The 15,446-nt window shown below is 44.6% G+C and carries 16 protein-coding genes and 4 tRNA genes; 14 read left to right on the top strand and 6 right to left on the bottom strand.

All coding sequences use genetic code 11. The features are described 5' to 3' along the window. Positions 1 to 5: 5 nt before the first annotated feature. The gene (locus QF06_RS18755; protein WP_003226902.1) at positions 6 to 935 is read right to left on the bottom strand and encodes a manganese-dependent inorganic pyrophosphatase; all 930 of its coding nucleotides are present in this window, start codon (positions 933 to 935) and stop codon (positions 6 to 8) included. A 204-nt stretch (positions 936 to 1,139) separates the two neighbouring features. Between QF06_RS18755 and hypR the strand changes: the two genes are divergently transcribed. Then, the gene (gene hypR / locus QF06_RS18750) at positions 1,140 to 1,517 is read left to right on the top strand and encodes a transcriptional regulator HypR (protein ID WP_003242487.1); all 378 of its coding nucleotides are present in this window, start codon (positions 1,140 to 1,142) and stop codon (positions 1,515 to 1,517) included. Between the two features lie 29 nt (positions 1,518 to 1,546). Here the strand turns inward: hypR and cotF are convergent, their stop codons facing one another. Then, positions 1,547 to 2,029: a spore coat protein CotF gene (cotF, locus tag QF06_RS18745; RefSeq protein WP_003243364.1), complete on the bottom strand. Its 483-nt coding sequence runs from the start codon at positions 2,027 to 2,029 to the stop codon at positions 1,547 to 1,549. A gap of 145 nt (positions 2,030 to 2,174) precedes the next feature. Between cotF and QF06_RS21635 the strand changes: the two genes are divergently transcribed. The 4 genes from QF06_RS21635 (at position 2,175) to rplI (ending at position 5,942) form a co-directional block, all read left to right on the top strand. Beyond that, entirely contained in the window at positions 2,175 to 2,324 is a 150-nt protein-coding gene (locus QF06_RS21635; RefSeq protein ID WP_003226909.1) for a hypothetical protein, read from the top strand. A 226-nt stretch (positions 2,325 to 2,550) separates the two neighbouring features. Beyond that, positions 2,551 to 3,480: a YybS family protein gene (locus tag QF06_RS18735; RefSeq protein WP_003243969.1), complete on the top strand. Its 930-nt coding sequence runs from the start codon at positions 2,551 to 2,553 to the stop codon at positions 3,478 to 3,480. Between the two features lie 36 nt (positions 3,481 to 3,516). After that, positions 3,517 to 5,496: a cyclic-di-AMP phosphodiesterase GdpP gene (gdpP, locus tag QF06_RS18730; protein WP_003242517.1), complete on the top strand. Its 1,980-nt coding sequence runs from the start codon at positions 3,517 to 3,519 to the stop codon at positions 5,494 to 5,496. Then, entirely contained in the window at positions 5,493 to 5,942 is a 450-nt protein-coding gene (gene rplI, locus QF06_RS18725; protein WP_003226915.1) for a 50S ribosomal protein L9, read from the top strand. Before gdpP ends, rplI begins: the two co-directional genes overlap by 4 nt. Positions 5,943 to 5,978: 36 nt before the next feature. Here rplI and QF06_RS18720 read toward each other — a convergent pair whose 3' ends face one another. The 3 genes from QF06_RS18720 to QF06_RS21630 form a co-directional block, all read right to left on the bottom strand. Next, entirely contained in the window at positions 5,979 to 8,030 is a 2,052-nt protein-coding gene (locus tag QF06_RS18720; protein ID WP_041850280.1) for an ArnT family glycosyltransferase, read from the bottom strand. A 105-nt stretch (positions 8,031 to 8,135) separates the two neighbouring features. Beyond that, positions 8,136 to 9,344 carry a CynX/NimT family MFS transporter gene (locus QF06_RS18715; protein ID WP_003226917.1) on the bottom strand — a complete coding sequence of 403 codons (1,209 nt, stop codon included), beginning with the start codon at positions 9,342 to 9,344 and terminating at the stop codon, positions 8,136 to 8,138. Positions 9,345 to 9,416: 72 nt separating this feature from the next. After that, positions 9,417 to 9,557 carry a YycC family protein gene (locus QF06_RS21630; RefSeq protein WP_003242786.1) on the bottom strand — a complete coding sequence of 47 codons (141 nt, stop codon included), beginning with the start codon at positions 9,555 to 9,557 and terminating at the stop codon, positions 9,417 to 9,419. A gap of 120 nt (positions 9,558 to 9,677) precedes the next feature. On the opposite strand from QF06_RS21630, the gene QF06_RS18710 reads away from it, so the two are divergent. Next, positions 9,678 to 9,881 (top strand): hypothetical protein, encoded by a 204-nt coding sequence (locus QF06_RS18710; protein ID WP_003244312.1) that lies wholly within the window; start codon positions 9,678 to 9,680, stop codon positions 9,879 to 9,881. A 47-nt stretch (positions 9,882 to 9,928) separates the two neighbouring features. On the opposite strand, the gene QF06_RS18705 is transcribed toward QF06_RS18710, so the two are convergent. After that, positions 9,929 to 10,129, bottom strand: coding sequence for a DUF2188 domain-containing protein (locus QF06_RS18705; RefSeq protein ID WP_003226922.1), 201 nt, complete (start codon positions 10,127 to 10,129; stop codon positions 9,929 to 9,931). A gap of 169 nt (positions 10,130 to 10,298) precedes the next feature. Between QF06_RS18705 and dnaB the strand changes: the two genes are divergently transcribed. The 8 genes from dnaB (at position 10,299) to walR (ending at position 15,439) form a co-directional block, all read left to right on the top strand. Beyond that, positions 10,299 to 11,663 (top strand): replicative DNA helicase, encoded by a 1,365-nt coding sequence (gene dnaB, locus QF06_RS18700; protein ID WP_003226923.1) that lies wholly within the window; start codon positions 10,299 to 10,301, stop codon positions 11,661 to 11,663. Between the two features lie 120 nt (positions 11,664 to 11,783). Beyond that, positions 11,784 to 12,203, top strand: coding sequence for a VOC family protein (locus QF06_RS18695; protein WP_021481080.1), 420 nt, complete (start codon positions 11,784 to 11,786; stop codon positions 12,201 to 12,203). A gap of 205 nt (positions 12,204 to 12,408) precedes the next feature. Further along, complete coding sequence (gene purA / locus QF06_RS18690) at positions 12,409 to 13,701, top strand: adenylosuccinate synthase (protein WP_003226929.1); 1,293 nt, start codon at positions 12,409 to 12,411, stop codon at positions 13,699 to 13,701. 224 nt (positions 13,702 to 13,925) lie between these two features. Then, positions 13,926 to 14,001: transfer RNA gene (locus QF06_RS18685), tRNA-Lys, on the top strand. A 9-nt stretch (positions 14,002 to 14,010) separates the two neighbouring features. Continuing rightward, a tRNA-Glu gene (locus QF06_RS18680) sits at positions 14,011 to 14,082 on the top strand. Positions 14,083 to 14,163: 81 nt separating this feature from the next. Then, positions 14,164 to 14,240 (top strand) — tRNA-Asp (locus tag QF06_RS18675). Positions 14,241 to 14,275: 35 nt separating this feature from the next. Then, positions 14,276 to 14,348: transfer RNA gene (locus tag QF06_RS18670), tRNA-Phe, on the top strand. Between the two features lie 383 nt (positions 14,349 to 14,731). Next, positions 14,732 to 15,439, top strand: a complete 708-nt coding sequence (gene walR, locus QF06_RS18665) for a cell wall metabolism DNA-binding response regulator WalR (RefSeq protein WP_003244363.1) — start codon at positions 14,732 to 14,734, stop codon at positions 15,437 to 15,439. Positions 15,440 to 15,446 lie beyond the last annotated feature (7 nt).

Here is a 15,446-nt window from a genome sequence, read left to right as displayed (position 1 = left end):
TTTTCTTATTCAGCCATTGCGTCTGTTAAGACAGGAACGACTTGTTTTTTACGGGAAACAACGCCTTTTAAGAGGGCTGTGTTGTTTTCTAATGTAACGTTGAACGCTTTTTCCACTTTCGCTGCTTCGTTACCGATTGCAAGAGCAAGTGAATCATTTTCTAAGATATCAGTGATAACGAGAAGGAACAGATCAAGATTCTTCTCAGCCACAACTTTTGAGATCACAGCTTCTAATTCAGCTTGGCGTTTTTTTACATCTTCAATGTCCACTGTGTTTACTTGTGCGATTTCGACTTTCTTGCTGCCGAGTGTAAATTCTTTCGCATCAAGAGAAATGAGCTCTTCCACTGTTTTTTTGCTTAGATCAGCGCCTGCTTTCAACATGTTCAAGCCGTATTCTTCAGCATCTACTCCAGCGATCTCCGCAAGCTCTTTTGCTGCTGCTACGTCTTGGTCCGTGCAAGTTGGAGATTTAAATAACAGGGAATCAGAAATGATCGCAGACAGCATAAGGCCGGCAATTTCTTTCTCGATTTTCACGTTATTCTCTTTATACATTTTGTTTAAGATGGTAGCCGTACAGCCTACAGGCTCAGCACGATAGTAAAGCGGCTCAGCTGTTTCAAAGTTAGCGATGCGGTGATGGTCGATAACCTCTAAAACCTGAACCTCTTCAATGTCTTTGATGCTTTGCTGGCGTTCGTTATGGTCAACCAGGATAACGCCGTTTACTTCGTTTGCAGCTGTTTCAACAAGACGCGGGCTTTCTTGTTTGAAATAGTCAAGCGCGTATTGTGTTTCGCCGTTGACTTGTCCGAGGCGGACAGGCTCAGCATTGAAGCCGAGTTTGTTTTTCAAATCAGCATAAGCAATCGCAGAACAAATCGTATCTGTATCTGGGTTTTGGTGTCCGAAAATAAGTATCTTTTCCATGATAGCTCCTATCCTTTTTTAAGTAGTGTAATCTTTATATAGTTTAACACGTCTTGCTGCAGGTGTAATCATGCAAACCCTTAAAAATTGATGTGAATAAGAAGCATTTTCTTTGAGCTAAGGAGAAAAGGTGTGTAAAATACTGGGTAGCTTAGTTGCAAAATGTAATGTAGTATCAAAAAAGGTACTATTGGAGGGTCAAGAATGAGTGAAAAAAAGAATATATACCCGAACAAAGAAGGCTGTCCAGTTGAATTCACTCTAGATGTCATTGGCGGAAAGTGGAAAGGAATTCTTTTTTATCACATGATAGATGGCAAGAAACGATTTAATGAGTTTCGGCGAATCTGCCCGAGTATTACTCAAAGAATGCTTACTCTCCAGCTGAGGGAGCTGGAAGCGGACGGCATCGTGCACCGTGAGGTTTATCACCAGGTGCCGCCCAAGGTAGAGTACTCTCTGACGGAATTTGGGCGCACGCTTGAACCGATTGTTTTGCAAATGAAAGAATGGGGAGAATCCAACAGAGACGTGCTGGAATCTTATCGTTCGAACGGCTTAGTGAAGGATCAGCAGAAATAGCAGCAAAGGGAACTCCTTTGCTGCTTGTTTTATTTCATTGAAATGGCTCTGTTGGCGTTTCTGACATCGTTTTTCAACAGTTCAGAAAGGTTGTAAGACGGATAATATCCATGCTGATACATGTATCGATAAACTTGGGCGTGCAGCTGGATGGCAGCATTCAGCTGTTTGACCAGTACGTTTCTTAATTGAGGTGTTGCTGTTTCTGTAATTGCGATGGCATAGCTGCGGACAGATGTTTTGGCAAAACCGAGCAGGTCACCGCTGTAAAATGGGTTATCTGCGCGTTCTTCTTCCTCATCCTCTCTGTGCGGAGCCTGTGGAAAGAACGGAAGAAGCTCTCTCAAATTTTGCTCAACACCCTGAATAGACACGTTATAAAGCTGTCTGAGCTGAGGGTCTTTTACTTCTCTTATCATTTTCTTCAGTTTAATGAGTCCGTTTGATTGAAAAGCAACCAGCTCGTGCATTTCTAATGTTTCATGCCAAGCCAATGTTCTGCGTTCATCCATGTGAAAATTCTCCTTTATCGATCAGATTCCATATCAGCATATGCCCAACGCTCAATGTTGTTCATGATGTTTTGAAGTTTTTAAAAAGGGAAATTCACCTTATATAGGATACGGGTTGAGAACATGCACAAAGAGGTGAAACACAATGTGGGACATGATAAAGAACTTTTTCTTGTTTAGCAGCGGCGTTCTGCAAGCAACAACCCTTTTACTGGTGATCTTAATTTTTATGTATGTCAGAAAAACGAAAAAGAAAAACAAGGAATCTTCTGGCTTTATGGATGATAAACATTAATTGTGATGGGCATTCTTTTCAAAGAATGTCTTTTCCTTTTTCATGTTTCACATGAAACATTAGCGTCATTTTACTTGCGATTTGGACTTATGTTAAAATATAAAAGTAAAATTTAGAGTTGATATAAAAACATTCGGTGCAAAGCATGTTGCAGCGATGAAAAAAAGAGCAGTCGTTTATGCTGCTCTTTTCTATTCGTATGTTCAGGATGATACGAGGTGACTAAGTGAAACAAACGAGAGCTTTAATGGAAGGTGCTATTTTAATCAGTCTGTTTGCGATCATTACGCTTCTGGTCGTTTATGTTCCTGTGATTGGAACAATTCTGTTATTTGCACTGCCGCTGCCAATGATCTTGTATACGATCAGACATGGATTGAAGCTAGGGATATGGATGGGCGCTGTCAGTCTTCCGGTTGTTTTTATTGTCGGGTCCTTTAACGGGCTTATTGTAGCTTTTATGTCAGCTTGCGCCGGCATTGCCATGGGACATTTTTTCAAAAGGAAAGAGCCCGGGCACGCCATTATTTCGGGCGCTCTTATTTATATGCTTAGTATTGTCTTCTATTTTGTGATAAGCATTCAGTTTTTGGGTATCAATATCATTGATGAGGCAATGACACAATACCGGCAATCTCTTGATATTGTAGAAACTGTAGCGAAGCAGTCGGGCAATGCTGGGCAGTTTGAGAAGCAATTAAAACTGATGGAAGAACAATTGGGTATCGTTCAATATCTTTTTCCAACAGCTATTGTGATGGTAGGAGTTATTTTTTCTTTCCTCAGTTACCTTATCGCTAAGCCGCTCTTAAGGCGATTCTCCCCCGATATTCCTAATCTAAAGCCTTTTAGAGAGTTGAAGTTTCCGCAAAGTGTTGTAGTACTGTATTTGATTATTGTCATGCTTTCATTTTTGCCTTTAGAAAAAGGCCAAATGCTGTACTCTATCGCTTTAAATGGGGAGTTTATACTCGGGTTTCTGATTTTCATCCAAGGGTTATCATTTATCTTTTTCTATTGCCATAAGAAACAATATCCAAAGGCTGCGGCTGTGATTGCTGTCATACTTGGATTTGTGCATCCGGTCTTCATGGCAGCCATTCGCATTTTAGGCGTTTTAGATATGGGCTTTCATATAAGGAATAAGGTGAAGTGAACATGAGTTTTACTCACATGGTGGGGAGTGATAGAAATGCCAAGCTTTTATGAAAAACCGCTGTTTCGGTATCCCATCTATGCATTGATTGCTCTGTCAATTATTACAATCCTCATCAGCTTTTATTTTAACTGGATATTAGGAACCGTCGAAGTGCTGCTGCTGGCAGTTATTTTGTTTTTTATTAAGCGTGCTGATTCTCTTATTCGACAAGAGATTGATGCTTATATTTCTACGTTGTCCTACAGGTTGAAAAAAGTCGGTGAAGAGGCATTGATGGAAATGCCGATTGGAATCATGCTTTTTAATGACCAATATTATATAGAATGGGCAAATCCGTTTCTTTCCTCTTGTTTTAATGAAAGCACTTTAGTGGGGAGATCACTTTACGATACTTGTGAATCGGTAGTGCCGCTTATCAAACAAGAGGTGGAATCGGAAACGGTTACATTGAATGACCGCAAGTTTAGGGTTGTCATCAAACGGGATGAGCGTCTGTTATATTTCTTTGATGTAACAGAACAAATTCAGATTGAAAAGCTATATGAAAACGAAAGAACCGTCTTGGCATATATTTTCCTTGATAACTATGATGATGTGACACAAGGATTGGATGACCAGACGAGAAGCACGATGAACAGCCAGGTGACATCTTTGCTGAACGCTTGGGCGCAGGAGTACGGGATCTTCTTGAAAAGGACGTCTTCAGAACGCTTTATCGCTGTACTTAATGAACACATCTTAACTGAACTCGAAAATTCGAAGTTTTCGATTCTTGATGAAGTGCGGGAAAAAACCTCATTTGACGGTGTAGCGCTGACGTTAAGCGTCGGTGTCGGGGCTTCAGTCTCTTCCCTGAAAGAACTTGGCGATTTGGCGCAATCCAGCTTGGACTTAGCACTGGGACGCGGCGGAGACCAGGTAGCCATTAAGCTGCCAAACGGCAAGGTGAAGTTTTACGGCGGTAAAACAAACCCAATGGAGAAACGAACAAGGGTGCGGGCCCGCGTGATTTCTCACGCCTTAAAGGAAATCGTCACCGAAAGCAGCAATGTGATTATCATGGGGCATAAATTCCCCGACATGGATTCTATCGGCGCAGCGATCGGGATTTTAAAGGTGGCTCAGGCAAATAACAAAGATGGTTTTATCGTGATTGACCCAAACCAAATCGGATCAAGTGTGCAGCGTTTGATTGGGGAAATCAAAAAATATGAAGAACTGTGGTCAAGATTTATTACGCCTGAAGAAGCAATGGAAATTTCCAATGATGACACACTGCTTGTGATCGTTGATACACATAAGCCGTCACTCGTCATGGAGGAACGGCTGGTCAATAAAATTGAACATATCGTGGTCATCGACCATCACCGCAGAGGTGAGGAGTTTATCAGAGATCCGCTGCTCGTTTATATGGAACCATACGCTTCTTCCACAGCGGAATTGGTGACAGAGCTGCTTGAATATCAGCCGAAGCGCTTAAAAATCAATATGATTGAAGCAACAGCCCTATTAGCTGGTATAATAGTGGATACAAAGAGCTTTTCTCTCCGCACGGGCTCGCGGACTTTTGATGCGGCTTCTTATTTAAGGGCAAAAGGCGCCGACACGGTGCTGGTGCAGAAGTTCCTGAAAGAAACCGTTGATTCCTATATTAAACGGGCGAAGCTGATCCAGCATACGGTCCTCTATAAAGATAACATTGCGATTGCTTCTCTTCCTGAAAATGAAGAGGAATACTTCGATCAAGTGCTGATTGCGCAGGCTGCCGATTCGCTGCTGTCGATGAGTGAGGTTGAGGCTTCATTTGCGGTGGCGAGACGGGATGAACAAACGGTTTGTATCAGTGCGCGGTCGCTTGGCGAGGTAAATGTTCAGATCATCATGGAGGCCCTGGAAGGCGGAGGGCATTTAACAAATGCGGCGACTCAGTTGTCCGGCATTTCAGTTTCTGAAGCGCTGGAACGGCTGAAGCACGCCATAGATGAGTATTTTGAGGGAGGCGTACAGAGATGAAGGTTATTTTCTTACAAGATGTAAAAGGAAAAGGAAAAAAAGGCGAAGTCAAAAACGTAGCAGACGGTTATGCGCATAACTTTCTAATTAAAAAAGGCCTCGCGGTTGAAGCGAACGCGTCAAACATCAGCGCGCTAAACGGACAAAAGCAGAAAGAGAAAAAAGAAGCCATTGCTGAGCTTGAGCAGGCTAAGAGCTTGAAAGAGACATTAGAAAAACTGACTGTTGAGCTTAGCGCAAAATCAGGTGAGGGCGGCCGTTTATTTGGTTCAGTGACAAGCAAGCAAATCACTGAACAGCTCCAAAAAGACCATAACATTAAAGTAGATAAGCGGAAGCTTGAACTGCCGGACGGCATTCGTGCATTAGGATATACAAACGTGCCTGTGAAGCTGCATCCTGAAGTGCAGGCTGTGTTAAAGGTACATGTAAAAGAAGAAGCTTAATAGAAAAGAGGCTTGGATTCATCCAAGCCTCTTTTTTTATTCCACGAGATAAAGAGTTTGCTGGCTTTCTCCGCCAGGTCCTCTTCGCATTCCCTGCACGCTGTTTGTGCTGCTGGAGGAACCGCTGTACTCGTCAGATGTTATTTCTTTTCCGTTTTTCTTAATCCAGGAAACAAGTTCGCTGTTGCCTGAGTTGTTTTCTGACAGAAGGAAGTATTTCACTTTGCCTTCTTTGATCAGTTTTTTCAGTTCCGACACAGTCAGAATGGGATCCGTGCCGTTAAACCCGCCCATTGCCATAACAGATTCATTTTCGTAAATGATGTATGGCGCAGCTGTTACGGTTGTCAAAGTAGCAAATAAATATTCTTCGCCGGTATTGTGTTTTCTCAGATAGGACAGGAGCCCGCTGTCGACCTCTGAAGAGAACATGTTCCCGCCGTTTGCTGAGCCTTTGAGCTGCGGGCCGGATTCAGGAAGGACGCTGTTGCCACCGTATAGAAGCGGCGTTGCTGACCAGTAAACAGGTGTGAGAAGCAGAACGCACAAGCTGATGATGGTCAGCAGCTTACTGAACGGATGGCTGCGTTTAAGCATCAGAAGTGCAAGGGTGATGCCCAGCCCTAAGAGCCCCAGGACATACATCCATACACTGCCGATTTGGCTTGTATAAGCGCTCAGAATATACATCTGAAACACGGCTGTGATCAAGACGGCTGCCGGCAGAAGATAGCTGGACCAGTCTTTATTATTTTTGTATAAGCGGTGCATCGTATACCATCCGATACCAGAAAGGGCGGCAATCGGCGGTGCCAGCATAATCAAATAATACTGGTGGAAGAATCCTGCGATGCTGAAGAAACCAGCCACGGGAACAAGCCAAGCCGCCCAGAATAGCGTTTCTTTCATTTTAGCAGCATGTCCGCGGCGATCACGGTACCAGCTGACGATTGCGCCCAGTAATCCGATCAATGAGAATGGAAGCATCCAGCTGATTTGGCCGGAAAGTGCTGATTGGAAAAGACGAAGCGGGCCAGGATCACCGGTGCCGAACATATTCATGCTTTTTCCGCCGCCAGGCCCTCCATTTCCAGGCCCGTTGCCACCTGTGGGAGGTGTGCCTCCGCCTCCATTGAGAGCGCCGGTTTGTCCGTTAGGCGGCTGAGGCGCCTGTGAATGGTTTCCGAATGATTGATTTCCGTTCTGAGAAAAAGATGAACCGTTGCCATTTGGCGCTTGCATGTTGTCTTGATTCTGCATGTTCCCTCCGCCAGCAGCATTCATATCACCCTTTGCAAGGCCCGTAGTTTGCCCAAGCAGACGCTCTGTGCCGTTGTAGCCAAAGGCCAGTTCTAGCACTGAGTTAGTCTGGCTGCTTCCTACATAAGGCCGGCTTGAGGAAGAGGCTGAATCCACTGCAATCGCCCATGAGAGTGAAAGGCCTGTCAGAAGGACAAGAGACAGAAGCAGGGACCCGATTTTTTTCTTCAGAGAAACCCGAGATGCAATCAGGTAGAATAACACAAATGCAGGCAATACCATAAACGCTTGCATCATCTTCATATTAAAGGCGAGCCCAATCAGGGCAAATGCTGTCAGCAGCCAAACCAGCTTACCTTGTTTTACTGCCCTAAGCAGACAAGCTGAACCGAGCAATAAGGTAAAAACAAGCATGCTGTCGATATTGTTTGTCCGGCTGACAGCTACTGCGATAGGGGTCAGTGCCATGACAAGTGCGGCAATGCGGGCCGCTCCAATTCCAAAAGTCGGCTTAATCATTCTGTAGAGAAGGAATACAGACCCAACTCCGGCAAGAGCCTGGGGAATGATGACACTCCACGTGTGAACACCGAAAATCAGTGCGAAAATCGTTTGAATCCATAACACGACAGGAGGCTTATCTACTGTCACAAATCCAGAAGGGTCAAATGACGCATAAAAGAAATTATGGAAGCTTTGCGTCATGCTTTTTACAGCCGCCAAATAGTACTGGTTCGCTGTGTCCTCCTGCCAAACGTGATACGTATTCAAAAAAGCTGCTCCCAGCAAAATAAGAATAAGGGCTGCGTCGAATCGTTTGGTTTTCATCGTTTTTCACCTCTTTATGGTGTCTAATTGTAAAAAATAAATATGAAAAACTTATGAATAAACCATAAATATTCAAAGAAAAAAGCGGAGATATTTTCCCCGCTTTTATGCTGAATTTCTTTGTTTTTCTGACTGAAAAATGTATCGATCTCGTCCGGCTCCCTGTCCGGCTGCTCCCATTACGATCAGGGCAGCAATGAGAAGCACAATCGGCATCGTCCAAGAATGCGTCTGGTCAAAGAGATAGCCGACAAAGATTGGCCCGACTGCTGCCAGCAGGTAGCCGAATGACTGAGACATGCCTGACAGCGCAGCGGCCTGTTGGGCATTTTCACTGCGGAGACCAATCAAAGTAAGGGCCAGACTAATGCTGGAGCCTTGTCCGATACCGATAATGATCATCCAGATGGCAAGCAATGTATGGCTTCCGCCCGCTAATAATCCGCAAAGGCCGATCAGATAAACTGAGGCCAGCGCCGCAACGATACCGCGCTGCTGTTTCACACGGTCAGCTAAAACTGGTGTCAGAAAAGTGGAAGGCAGACTCGCAAATTGCATGAGTGATACCATCCATCCGGCTGTTGCCGTATCAATCCCGTGTGAACGGAGAATTTCAGGAAACCAAGCGATGCTGCTGTAAAATAAAAACGATTGCAGGCCCATAAAGATGGTGACATACCATGCCATTTTGGAAGCCCAAATGGAACTGGATTGCAGCTTCATTGTCTGGTTTGCCGTATCTCGATGGCGCAGCTGAGGTATCCAGATCAGCAATGCAAGCAAAGCCAGCCCGCCCCATAAGAGAAAGGCTTGTTTCCACCCGCCATTCATCTGGGTCGCTAAAGGAACGCTGACACCCGATGCTAAAGCTGCGAATATATTCATTGATGTCGTATACAGGCTGATCATGATCCCTGGCTTTTCAGGGTATTTATGTTTGATTAAGCTTGGCAAAAGTACGTTACCAATCGCAATCCCGACGCCGATAAGTGCCGTTCCGAAAAACAAAGCGGCAGTATAGCCGGTAGAACGAGTCAAAACACCGATAAGCAGTATCACGAGACCTAGCCATAAAGTTCGCTCATTTCCGAGGCGCTGTCCAAGCTTAGGTGCAAGCGGAGAAAGAACTGCAAACGAAAGCAGCGGCAGTGCGGTCAAAAAACCGGCTGCCCCATTGGACATGTGCAGCTCTGCCCGGATAGAGCTGATGACCGGACCGACTGAAGTGATCGCGGGCCGTAAATTAAAGGCGATAAAGATAATGCCGGTGATCAGCCAAAATGATTGGATTTTTTTATTATGTGGATGTGGCAAAGCAGTTACTCCTCTTTTCTAACATATACATGATATTATCCCGAAACAGGTAAGCAAGTATGTGAATGAAGGCTATGATTTGTCCTCTTTTTGCAGTTCAGCCATTTTGGCAAGCAGAATATGCTGAGGCATATGCATGATCTGTTCAAGCGGCAGATTCAAGGACTCTGCAAGCTTTTGTGCAGTTTCAGCAGAAATTTGCAAAGGTCTCACAAAAGATCCCTCCTCTCTTCTGTCCATTGTACAAGAATCAGATGTGAAATGTAAGAAGATGTCACAAAGGAATAGAGCAATCGGAAAATGACCGTTATAAAAGAGGTAAGGAGGGTTCTTATGCACGCACCGTTATCCTTATTAAAACAAATGCTGAAGGAACACCAAATAGACACTGAAAAAGCTGTCACTTTCGAAGAATATATAGCAATGAGGTTAAAGCTTCAGGAGCTGATGGGGAAATTTGCTTCGATCGGGGAGTGGGATCTGTATCAAAAAGCGGCAGATTTGATGATGCACATAGGCATCCAATGGATGAAATAAACCGATAACCGCTAAAAAACCCTCGCTGCAGCGAAGGCTTTCATTCATTAAAATGAGTGTTCTTCTTCCACATTTTTAAACTGGTCATAAATTACAAGCTTAGACGGACTGTTTTCCTTAGCCACCTGTTTGGCCTTTTCAATAGCGGCGTCTTTAGACGTATACAAAGCTGTCGGCGCTACATTCTCCACCTCAATAAACCAGCCGTCCGCATCAACATTAGGCGTAATCGCATATTTCTTTATCATCTTTCATTCCTCCCTCATGTTTTATTGCATTTTTCCCGCCTTGTTACTGTCCGAAACGATCCAATCTGCTAACTGAAAAAAACAGGAAACAGACAATTTTTCTATTTTTTTTCTGTAGAAATGGTAGAATGGAGGTTGGAGATTTTTTAATGAGAGGACGGTGCTTAGCATGACAGACCTTCTGAATGACCGGCTTCCTCCGCAAAATATAGAAGCCGAACAAGCCGTGTTAGGCGCTATTTTTTTACAGCCGTCTGCTTTAACACTGGCTTCAGAAGTATTGATTCCAGATGATTTCTATAGAATGTCCCACCAAAAAATCTATAATGCGATGCTGGTGCTCGGTGACCGAGGTGAACCGGTTGATCTGGTGACAGTCACATCAGAGCTTGCGAACACAGACCTGCTGGAAGAAGTAGGCGGCATTTCATATTTGACAGATATCGCAAACTCGGTGCCGACAGCGGCTAACATAGAATATTACGCGAAAATCGTTGAGGAAAAATCGATTCTTCGCCGATTAATCAGAACTGCGACAACGATTGCTCAAGACGGGTATACCCGTGAGGATGAGGTCGAGGATTTACTCAGTGAAGCGGAAAAAACGATTATGGAAGTGGCACAGCGCAAAAACACGAGTGCCTTCCAAAATATTAAGGACGTCCTTGTCCAGACCTATGATAATATCGAACAGCTTCACAATCGAAAAGGTGATATCACGGGAATTCCAACAGGGTTTACGGAGCTTGACCGGATGACTGCGGGTTTCCAGCGCAACGACTTGATCATTGTGGCTGCCCGTCCTTCAGTAGGGAAAACAGCCTTTGCCCTGAACATCGCACAAAACGTGGCGACGAAGACCGATGAGAGCGTAGCGATTTTCAGTCTTGAGATGGGTGCCGAGCAGCTCGTTATGCGTATGCTCTGTGCCGAGGGAAATATCAATGCCCAGAATCTCCGTACAGGTAACCTGACCGAAGAGGATTGGGGCAAGCTGACGATGGCAATGGGAAGCCTATCGAACAGCGGGATTTACATCGATGATACACCGGGTATTCGAGTGAGTGAAATCCGTGCCAAGTGCCGCCGCTTGAAGCAGGAAAGCGGGCTGGGCATGATTTTGATCGATTACCTGCAATTGATTCAGGGAAGCGGTCGTTCAAAGGACAACCGTCAGCAGGAAGTATCTGAAATTTCCCGTGAACTGAAGTCGATTGCCAGGGAGCTGCAAGTCCCTGTTATCGCGCTTTCTCAGCTTTCCAGGGGTGTTGAGCAGCGTCAGGATAAACGTCCGATGATGTCTGATATCCGGGAATCAGGAAGTATCGAGCAGGACGCGGATATTGTCGCGTTCCTTTATCGTGATGACTACTATGACAAAGAAACCGAGAATAAAAATATTATCGAAATTATTATCGCCAAACAGCGTAACGGCCCGGTAGGAACCGTGTCTCTTGCGTTCGTAAAAGAATACAACAAATTCGTCAACCTGGAACGGCGTTTTGACGACGCAGGCGTTCCGCCCGGCGCATAAGCCCCAAGAGCTGCTCTTGGGGTTTTTTTCATTCGAAAGATGGAAGAAATACCGTTCGCTCAGCGGATGAAAAATTGAAAGCGTTTTAATAAAATGGTGCAAAAAGGAGATGGTAACAATATGGGAAAACGTTTTTCGTCTTTTCAAGCAGCACAAATCCGAATTGCGCGTCCTACGGGCCAGCTTGATGAGATTATTCGTTTTTACGAAGAGGGACTGTGTTTGAAACGAATAGGAGAATTTTCAAAGCATAACGGGTATGACGGTGTCATGTTCGGCCTTCCTCATGCCGATTATCATTTAGAATTCACCCAGTATGAAGGGGGAAGCGCTGCCCCCGTTCCCCATCCCGACAGCCTTCTTGTTTTTTATGTGCCGAATGCAGATGAACTGGCAGCGATCACTTCAAAGCTAAAACACATGGGCTATCAAGAGGTCGAATCAGAGAACCCGTACTGGAGCAATGGCGGCGTGACGATAGAGGACCCGGACGGCTGGCGGGTCGTTTTTATGAATTCAAAAGGGATATCAGACAAATGATTCTTTCTTGTGCTAAAGGATGAAAGTTTCACAAGCTTTTTATGACAAAGCAGTGAGAAAACGCTTATAAAACGAATGGAAGCGAACGAATATAGATTTACAATAATTTAATGTTCGGATTTACAATTGACTTTCTGTTTCTTCACTGATAAACTTGATTTGTTTGAATAGAATCGTTTTGAAAGGTTAACGGAGGTGCACGGACATGTCTTCAGTAGTTGTAGTAGGTACGCAATGGGGCGATGAAGGAAAAGGTAAAATTACAGATTTCCTATCAGAAAATGCAGAAGTGATCGCCCGTTATCAAGGCGGAAATAACGCAGGGCATACAATCAAGTTTGACGGAATTACATATAAGCTTCACTTAATCCCGTCTGGAATTTTCTATAAGGATAAAACGTGTGTAATCGGAAACGGAATGGTTGTAGATCCGAAAGCATTAGTCACAGAGCTTGCGTATCTTCATGAGCGCAACGTGAGTACAGATAACCTGAGAATCAGCAACAGAGCTCACGTCATTCTGCCGTATCATTTGAAATTGGATGAAGTGGAAGAAGAGCGTAAAGGGGCTAACAAGATCGGCACAACGAAAAAAGGAATCGGCCCTGCTTACATGGATAAAGCAGCCCGCATCGGAATTCGTATCGCGGATCTGTTAGACCGTGACGCGTTTGCGGAAAAGCTTGAGCGCAATCTTGAAGAAAAAAACCGTCTTCTCGAGAAAATGTACGAGACAGAAGGGTTTAAACTTGAGGATATCTTAGACGAATATTATGAGTACGGACAGCAGATTAAAAAGTATGTTTGCGATACATCTGTTGTCTTAAACGATGCTCTTGATGAAGGGCGCCGTGTATTATTTGAAGGCGCACAAGGGGTTATGCTCGATATCGACCAAGGAACATACCCGTTTGTTACGTCATCTAACCCGGTTGCCGGCGGTGTCACGATCGGTTCTGGTGTCGGCCCGACCAAAATCAAGCACGTTGTCGGTGTATCAAAAGCATATACGACTCGTGTCGGCGACGGTCCTTTCCCGACTGAGCTGAAAGATGAAATCGGCGATCAAATCCGTGAAGTCGGACGCGAATATGGAACAACAACAGGCCGCCCGCGCCGTGTCGGCTGGTTTGACAGCGTTGTTGTCCGCCACGCCCGCCGTGTGAGCGGAATTACAGATCTTTCTCTGAACTCAATTGACGTCCTAACAGGAATTGAAACGTTGAAAATCTGTGTGGCGTACCGCTACAAAGGCGAAATCATTGAAGAATTCCCAGCAAGTCTTAAGGCACTTGCTGAATGTGAGCCGGTATATGAAGAAATGCCGGGCTGGACTGAGGATATTACAGGTGCGAAGAGCTTGAGCGAGCTTCCGGAAAATGCGCGCCATTATCTTGAGCGTGTGTCTCAGCTGACAGGCATTCCGCTTTCTATTTTCTCTGTCGGTCCAGACCGCTCACAAACAAATGTCCTTCGCAGTGTGTACCGTGCGAACTAAATAGAATATGTCTGCAAGCCCCTATTTAAGGGGCTTGTTTTTTGTTTGAAAGCCGCATATAAGTTGGTCTGAGAAAAAAATATGAAAAAAAACCAAAAAAGTTATTGCCACTTCTATTTGTTCGTGATATTATAAATCTCGTTGTTACGGAAACTGCTTCAATAGAGTACAAGATGAGAACTAGATTTAAGTCGTTTGCTCTATAGAAATTCCGACATCTTTAAGAGCCATTAGCTCAGTTGGTAGAGCATCTGACTTTTAATCAGAGGGTCGAAGGTTCGAGTCCTTCATGGCTCACCATTTCGTGAAGGCCCGTTGGTCAAGCGGTTAAGACACCGCCCTTTCACGGCGGTAACACGGGTTCGAATCCCGTACGGGTCATTGATTTACTTTAGCGTTATTGCTAAATTCCTTATTTGTCTGTGAGAGCTGACACGACAGCTCTCCGGGCAATTACTGTAAGGTCCGGTAGTTCAGTTGGTTAGAATGCCTGCCTGTCACGCAGGAGGTCGCGGGTTCGAGTCCCGTCCGGACCGCCATTTTACTTTACTTAGTAGAGAAAAATAAAACATTTGGCTCGGTAGCTCAGTTGGTAGAGCAACGGACTGAAAATCCGTGTGTCGGCGGTTCGATTCCGTCCCGAGCCACTTACCAAACGCATCTGCAATCGTAGGTGCGTTTTTTCTTTTAGGAAAAAGGCAAACATGAGGAGTGTTATAATAGAAGAAAAAGGGAGAACCGGCCCTGCGGCCGGTTCAAAGAAGAAGACGTCATTGATAAAGACGCACTCCGGTGAGGGGAGGTTTCAATAAAGTTATCTTTTTTAAAAAAAGTTGACCAGCATGACAATAGATAAACAACTGGCGATAAAGGTGAAACATGTGTTTTTTTTCTAAACCTTTATTTTTTTTATCTTTTGACCTTAAACCGTTATAATAGACAAGGACCCATTCTTTACATGGGCCATAAGTGATGAAACGAATGTTATATAGATGAAATGAAGTCATTCGGCAGGAGGAAAATCAAAATGATGGATAAAAAGATCCTTGTAGTAGATGATGAAAAACCGATTGCAGATATATTGGAATTTAACTTAAGAAAAGAAGGCTATGAAGTGCACTGTGCCCACGACGGAAACGAAGCCGTTGAAATGGTAGAAGAGCTTCAGCCTGATTTAATTCTTTTAGATATTATGCTTCCGAATAAAGACGGCGTTGAAGTATGCCGTGAAGTCAGAAAGAAATACGATATGCCAATCATTATGCTGACGGCTAAGGATTCAGAAATTGACAAGGTTATCGGGCTTGAAATCGGTGCTGATGACTATGTCACAAAACCATTCAGCACACGCGAGCTCTTGGCACGTGTAAAAGCGAACCTGCGCCGCCAGCTGACAACAGCGCCTGCGGAGGAAGAGCCTTCCTCTAACGAGATTCATATCGGCTCTCTCGTCATCTTCCCTGACGCGTACGTTGTATCAAAACGAGACGAAACAATCGAATTGACTCATCGTGAGTTCGAATTGCTTCATTATTTAGCAAAACATATCGGACAAGTGATGACCCGTGAACATTTGCTTCAAACCGTTTGGGGCTATGATTACTTCGGCGATGTCAGAACGGTTGACGTAACAGTCCGCCGGCTTCGTGAAAAAATCGAGGACAACCCGAGCCATCCAAATTGGATCGTCACACGCCGTGGTGTAGGTTATTACTTGAGAAACCCAGAACAGGACTAATGCCCAT

It is taken from the genome of Bacillus sp. YP1 (genome assembly GCF_000877815.1).
Taxonomy (GTDB): domain Bacteria; phylum Bacillota; class Bacilli; order Bacillales; family Bacillaceae; genus Bacillus; species Bacillus subtilis.
Note: the sequence above shows the minus strand (reverse complement) of the source record. Positions and strands in the feature narration are given on the sequence as shown.

Bases quoted from the DNA above. Each gene is read 5' to 3' on its own strand.
- QF06_RS18755 (WP_003226902.1), bottom strand. From the start codon at position 935: ATGGAAAAGATACTTATTTTCGGACACCAAAACCCAGATACAGATACG.
- hypR (WP_003242487.1), top strand. From the start codon at position 1,140: ATGAGTGAAAAAAAGAATATATACCCGAACAAAGAAGGCTGTCCAGTT.
- cotF (WP_003243364.1), bottom strand. From the start codon at position 2,029: ATGGATGAACGCAGAACATTGGCTTGGCATGAAACATTAGAAATGCAC.
- QF06_RS21635 (WP_003226909.1), top strand. From the start codon at position 2,175: ATGTGGGACATGATAAAGAACTTTTTCTTGTTTAGCAGCGGCGTTCTG.
- gdpP (WP_003242517.1), top strand. From the start codon at position 3,517: ATGCCAAGCTTTTATGAAAAACCGCTGTTTCGGTATCCCATCTATGCA.
- rplI (WP_003226915.1), top strand. From the start codon at position 5,493: ATGAAGGTTATTTTCTTACAAGATGTAAAAGGAAAAGGAAAAAAAGGC.
- QF06_RS18720 (WP_041850280.1), bottom strand. From the start codon at position 8,030: ATGAAAACCAAACGATTCGACGCAGCCCTTATTCTTATTTTGCTGGGA.
- QF06_RS18710 (WP_003244312.1), top strand. From the start codon at position 9,678: ATGCACGCACCGTTATCCTTATTAAAACAAATGCTGAAGGAACACCAA.
- QF06_RS18705 (WP_003226922.1), bottom strand. From the start codon at position 10,129: ATGATAAAGAAATATGCGATTACGCCTAATGTTGATGCGGACGGCTGG.
- dnaB (WP_003226923.1), top strand. From the start codon at position 10,299: ATGACAGACCTTCTGAATGACCGGCTTCCTCCGCAAAATATAGAAGCC.
- QF06_RS18695 (WP_021481080.1), top strand. From the start codon at position 11,784: ATGGGAAAACGTTTTTCGTCTTTTCAAGCAGCACAAATCCGAATTGCG.
- purA (WP_003226929.1), top strand. From the start codon at position 12,409: ATGTCTTCAGTAGTTGTAGTAGGTACGCAATGGGGCGATGAAGGAAAA.
- walR (WP_003244363.1), top strand. From the start codon at position 14,732: ATGGATAAAAAGATCCTTGTAGTAGATGATGAAAAACCGATTGCAGAT.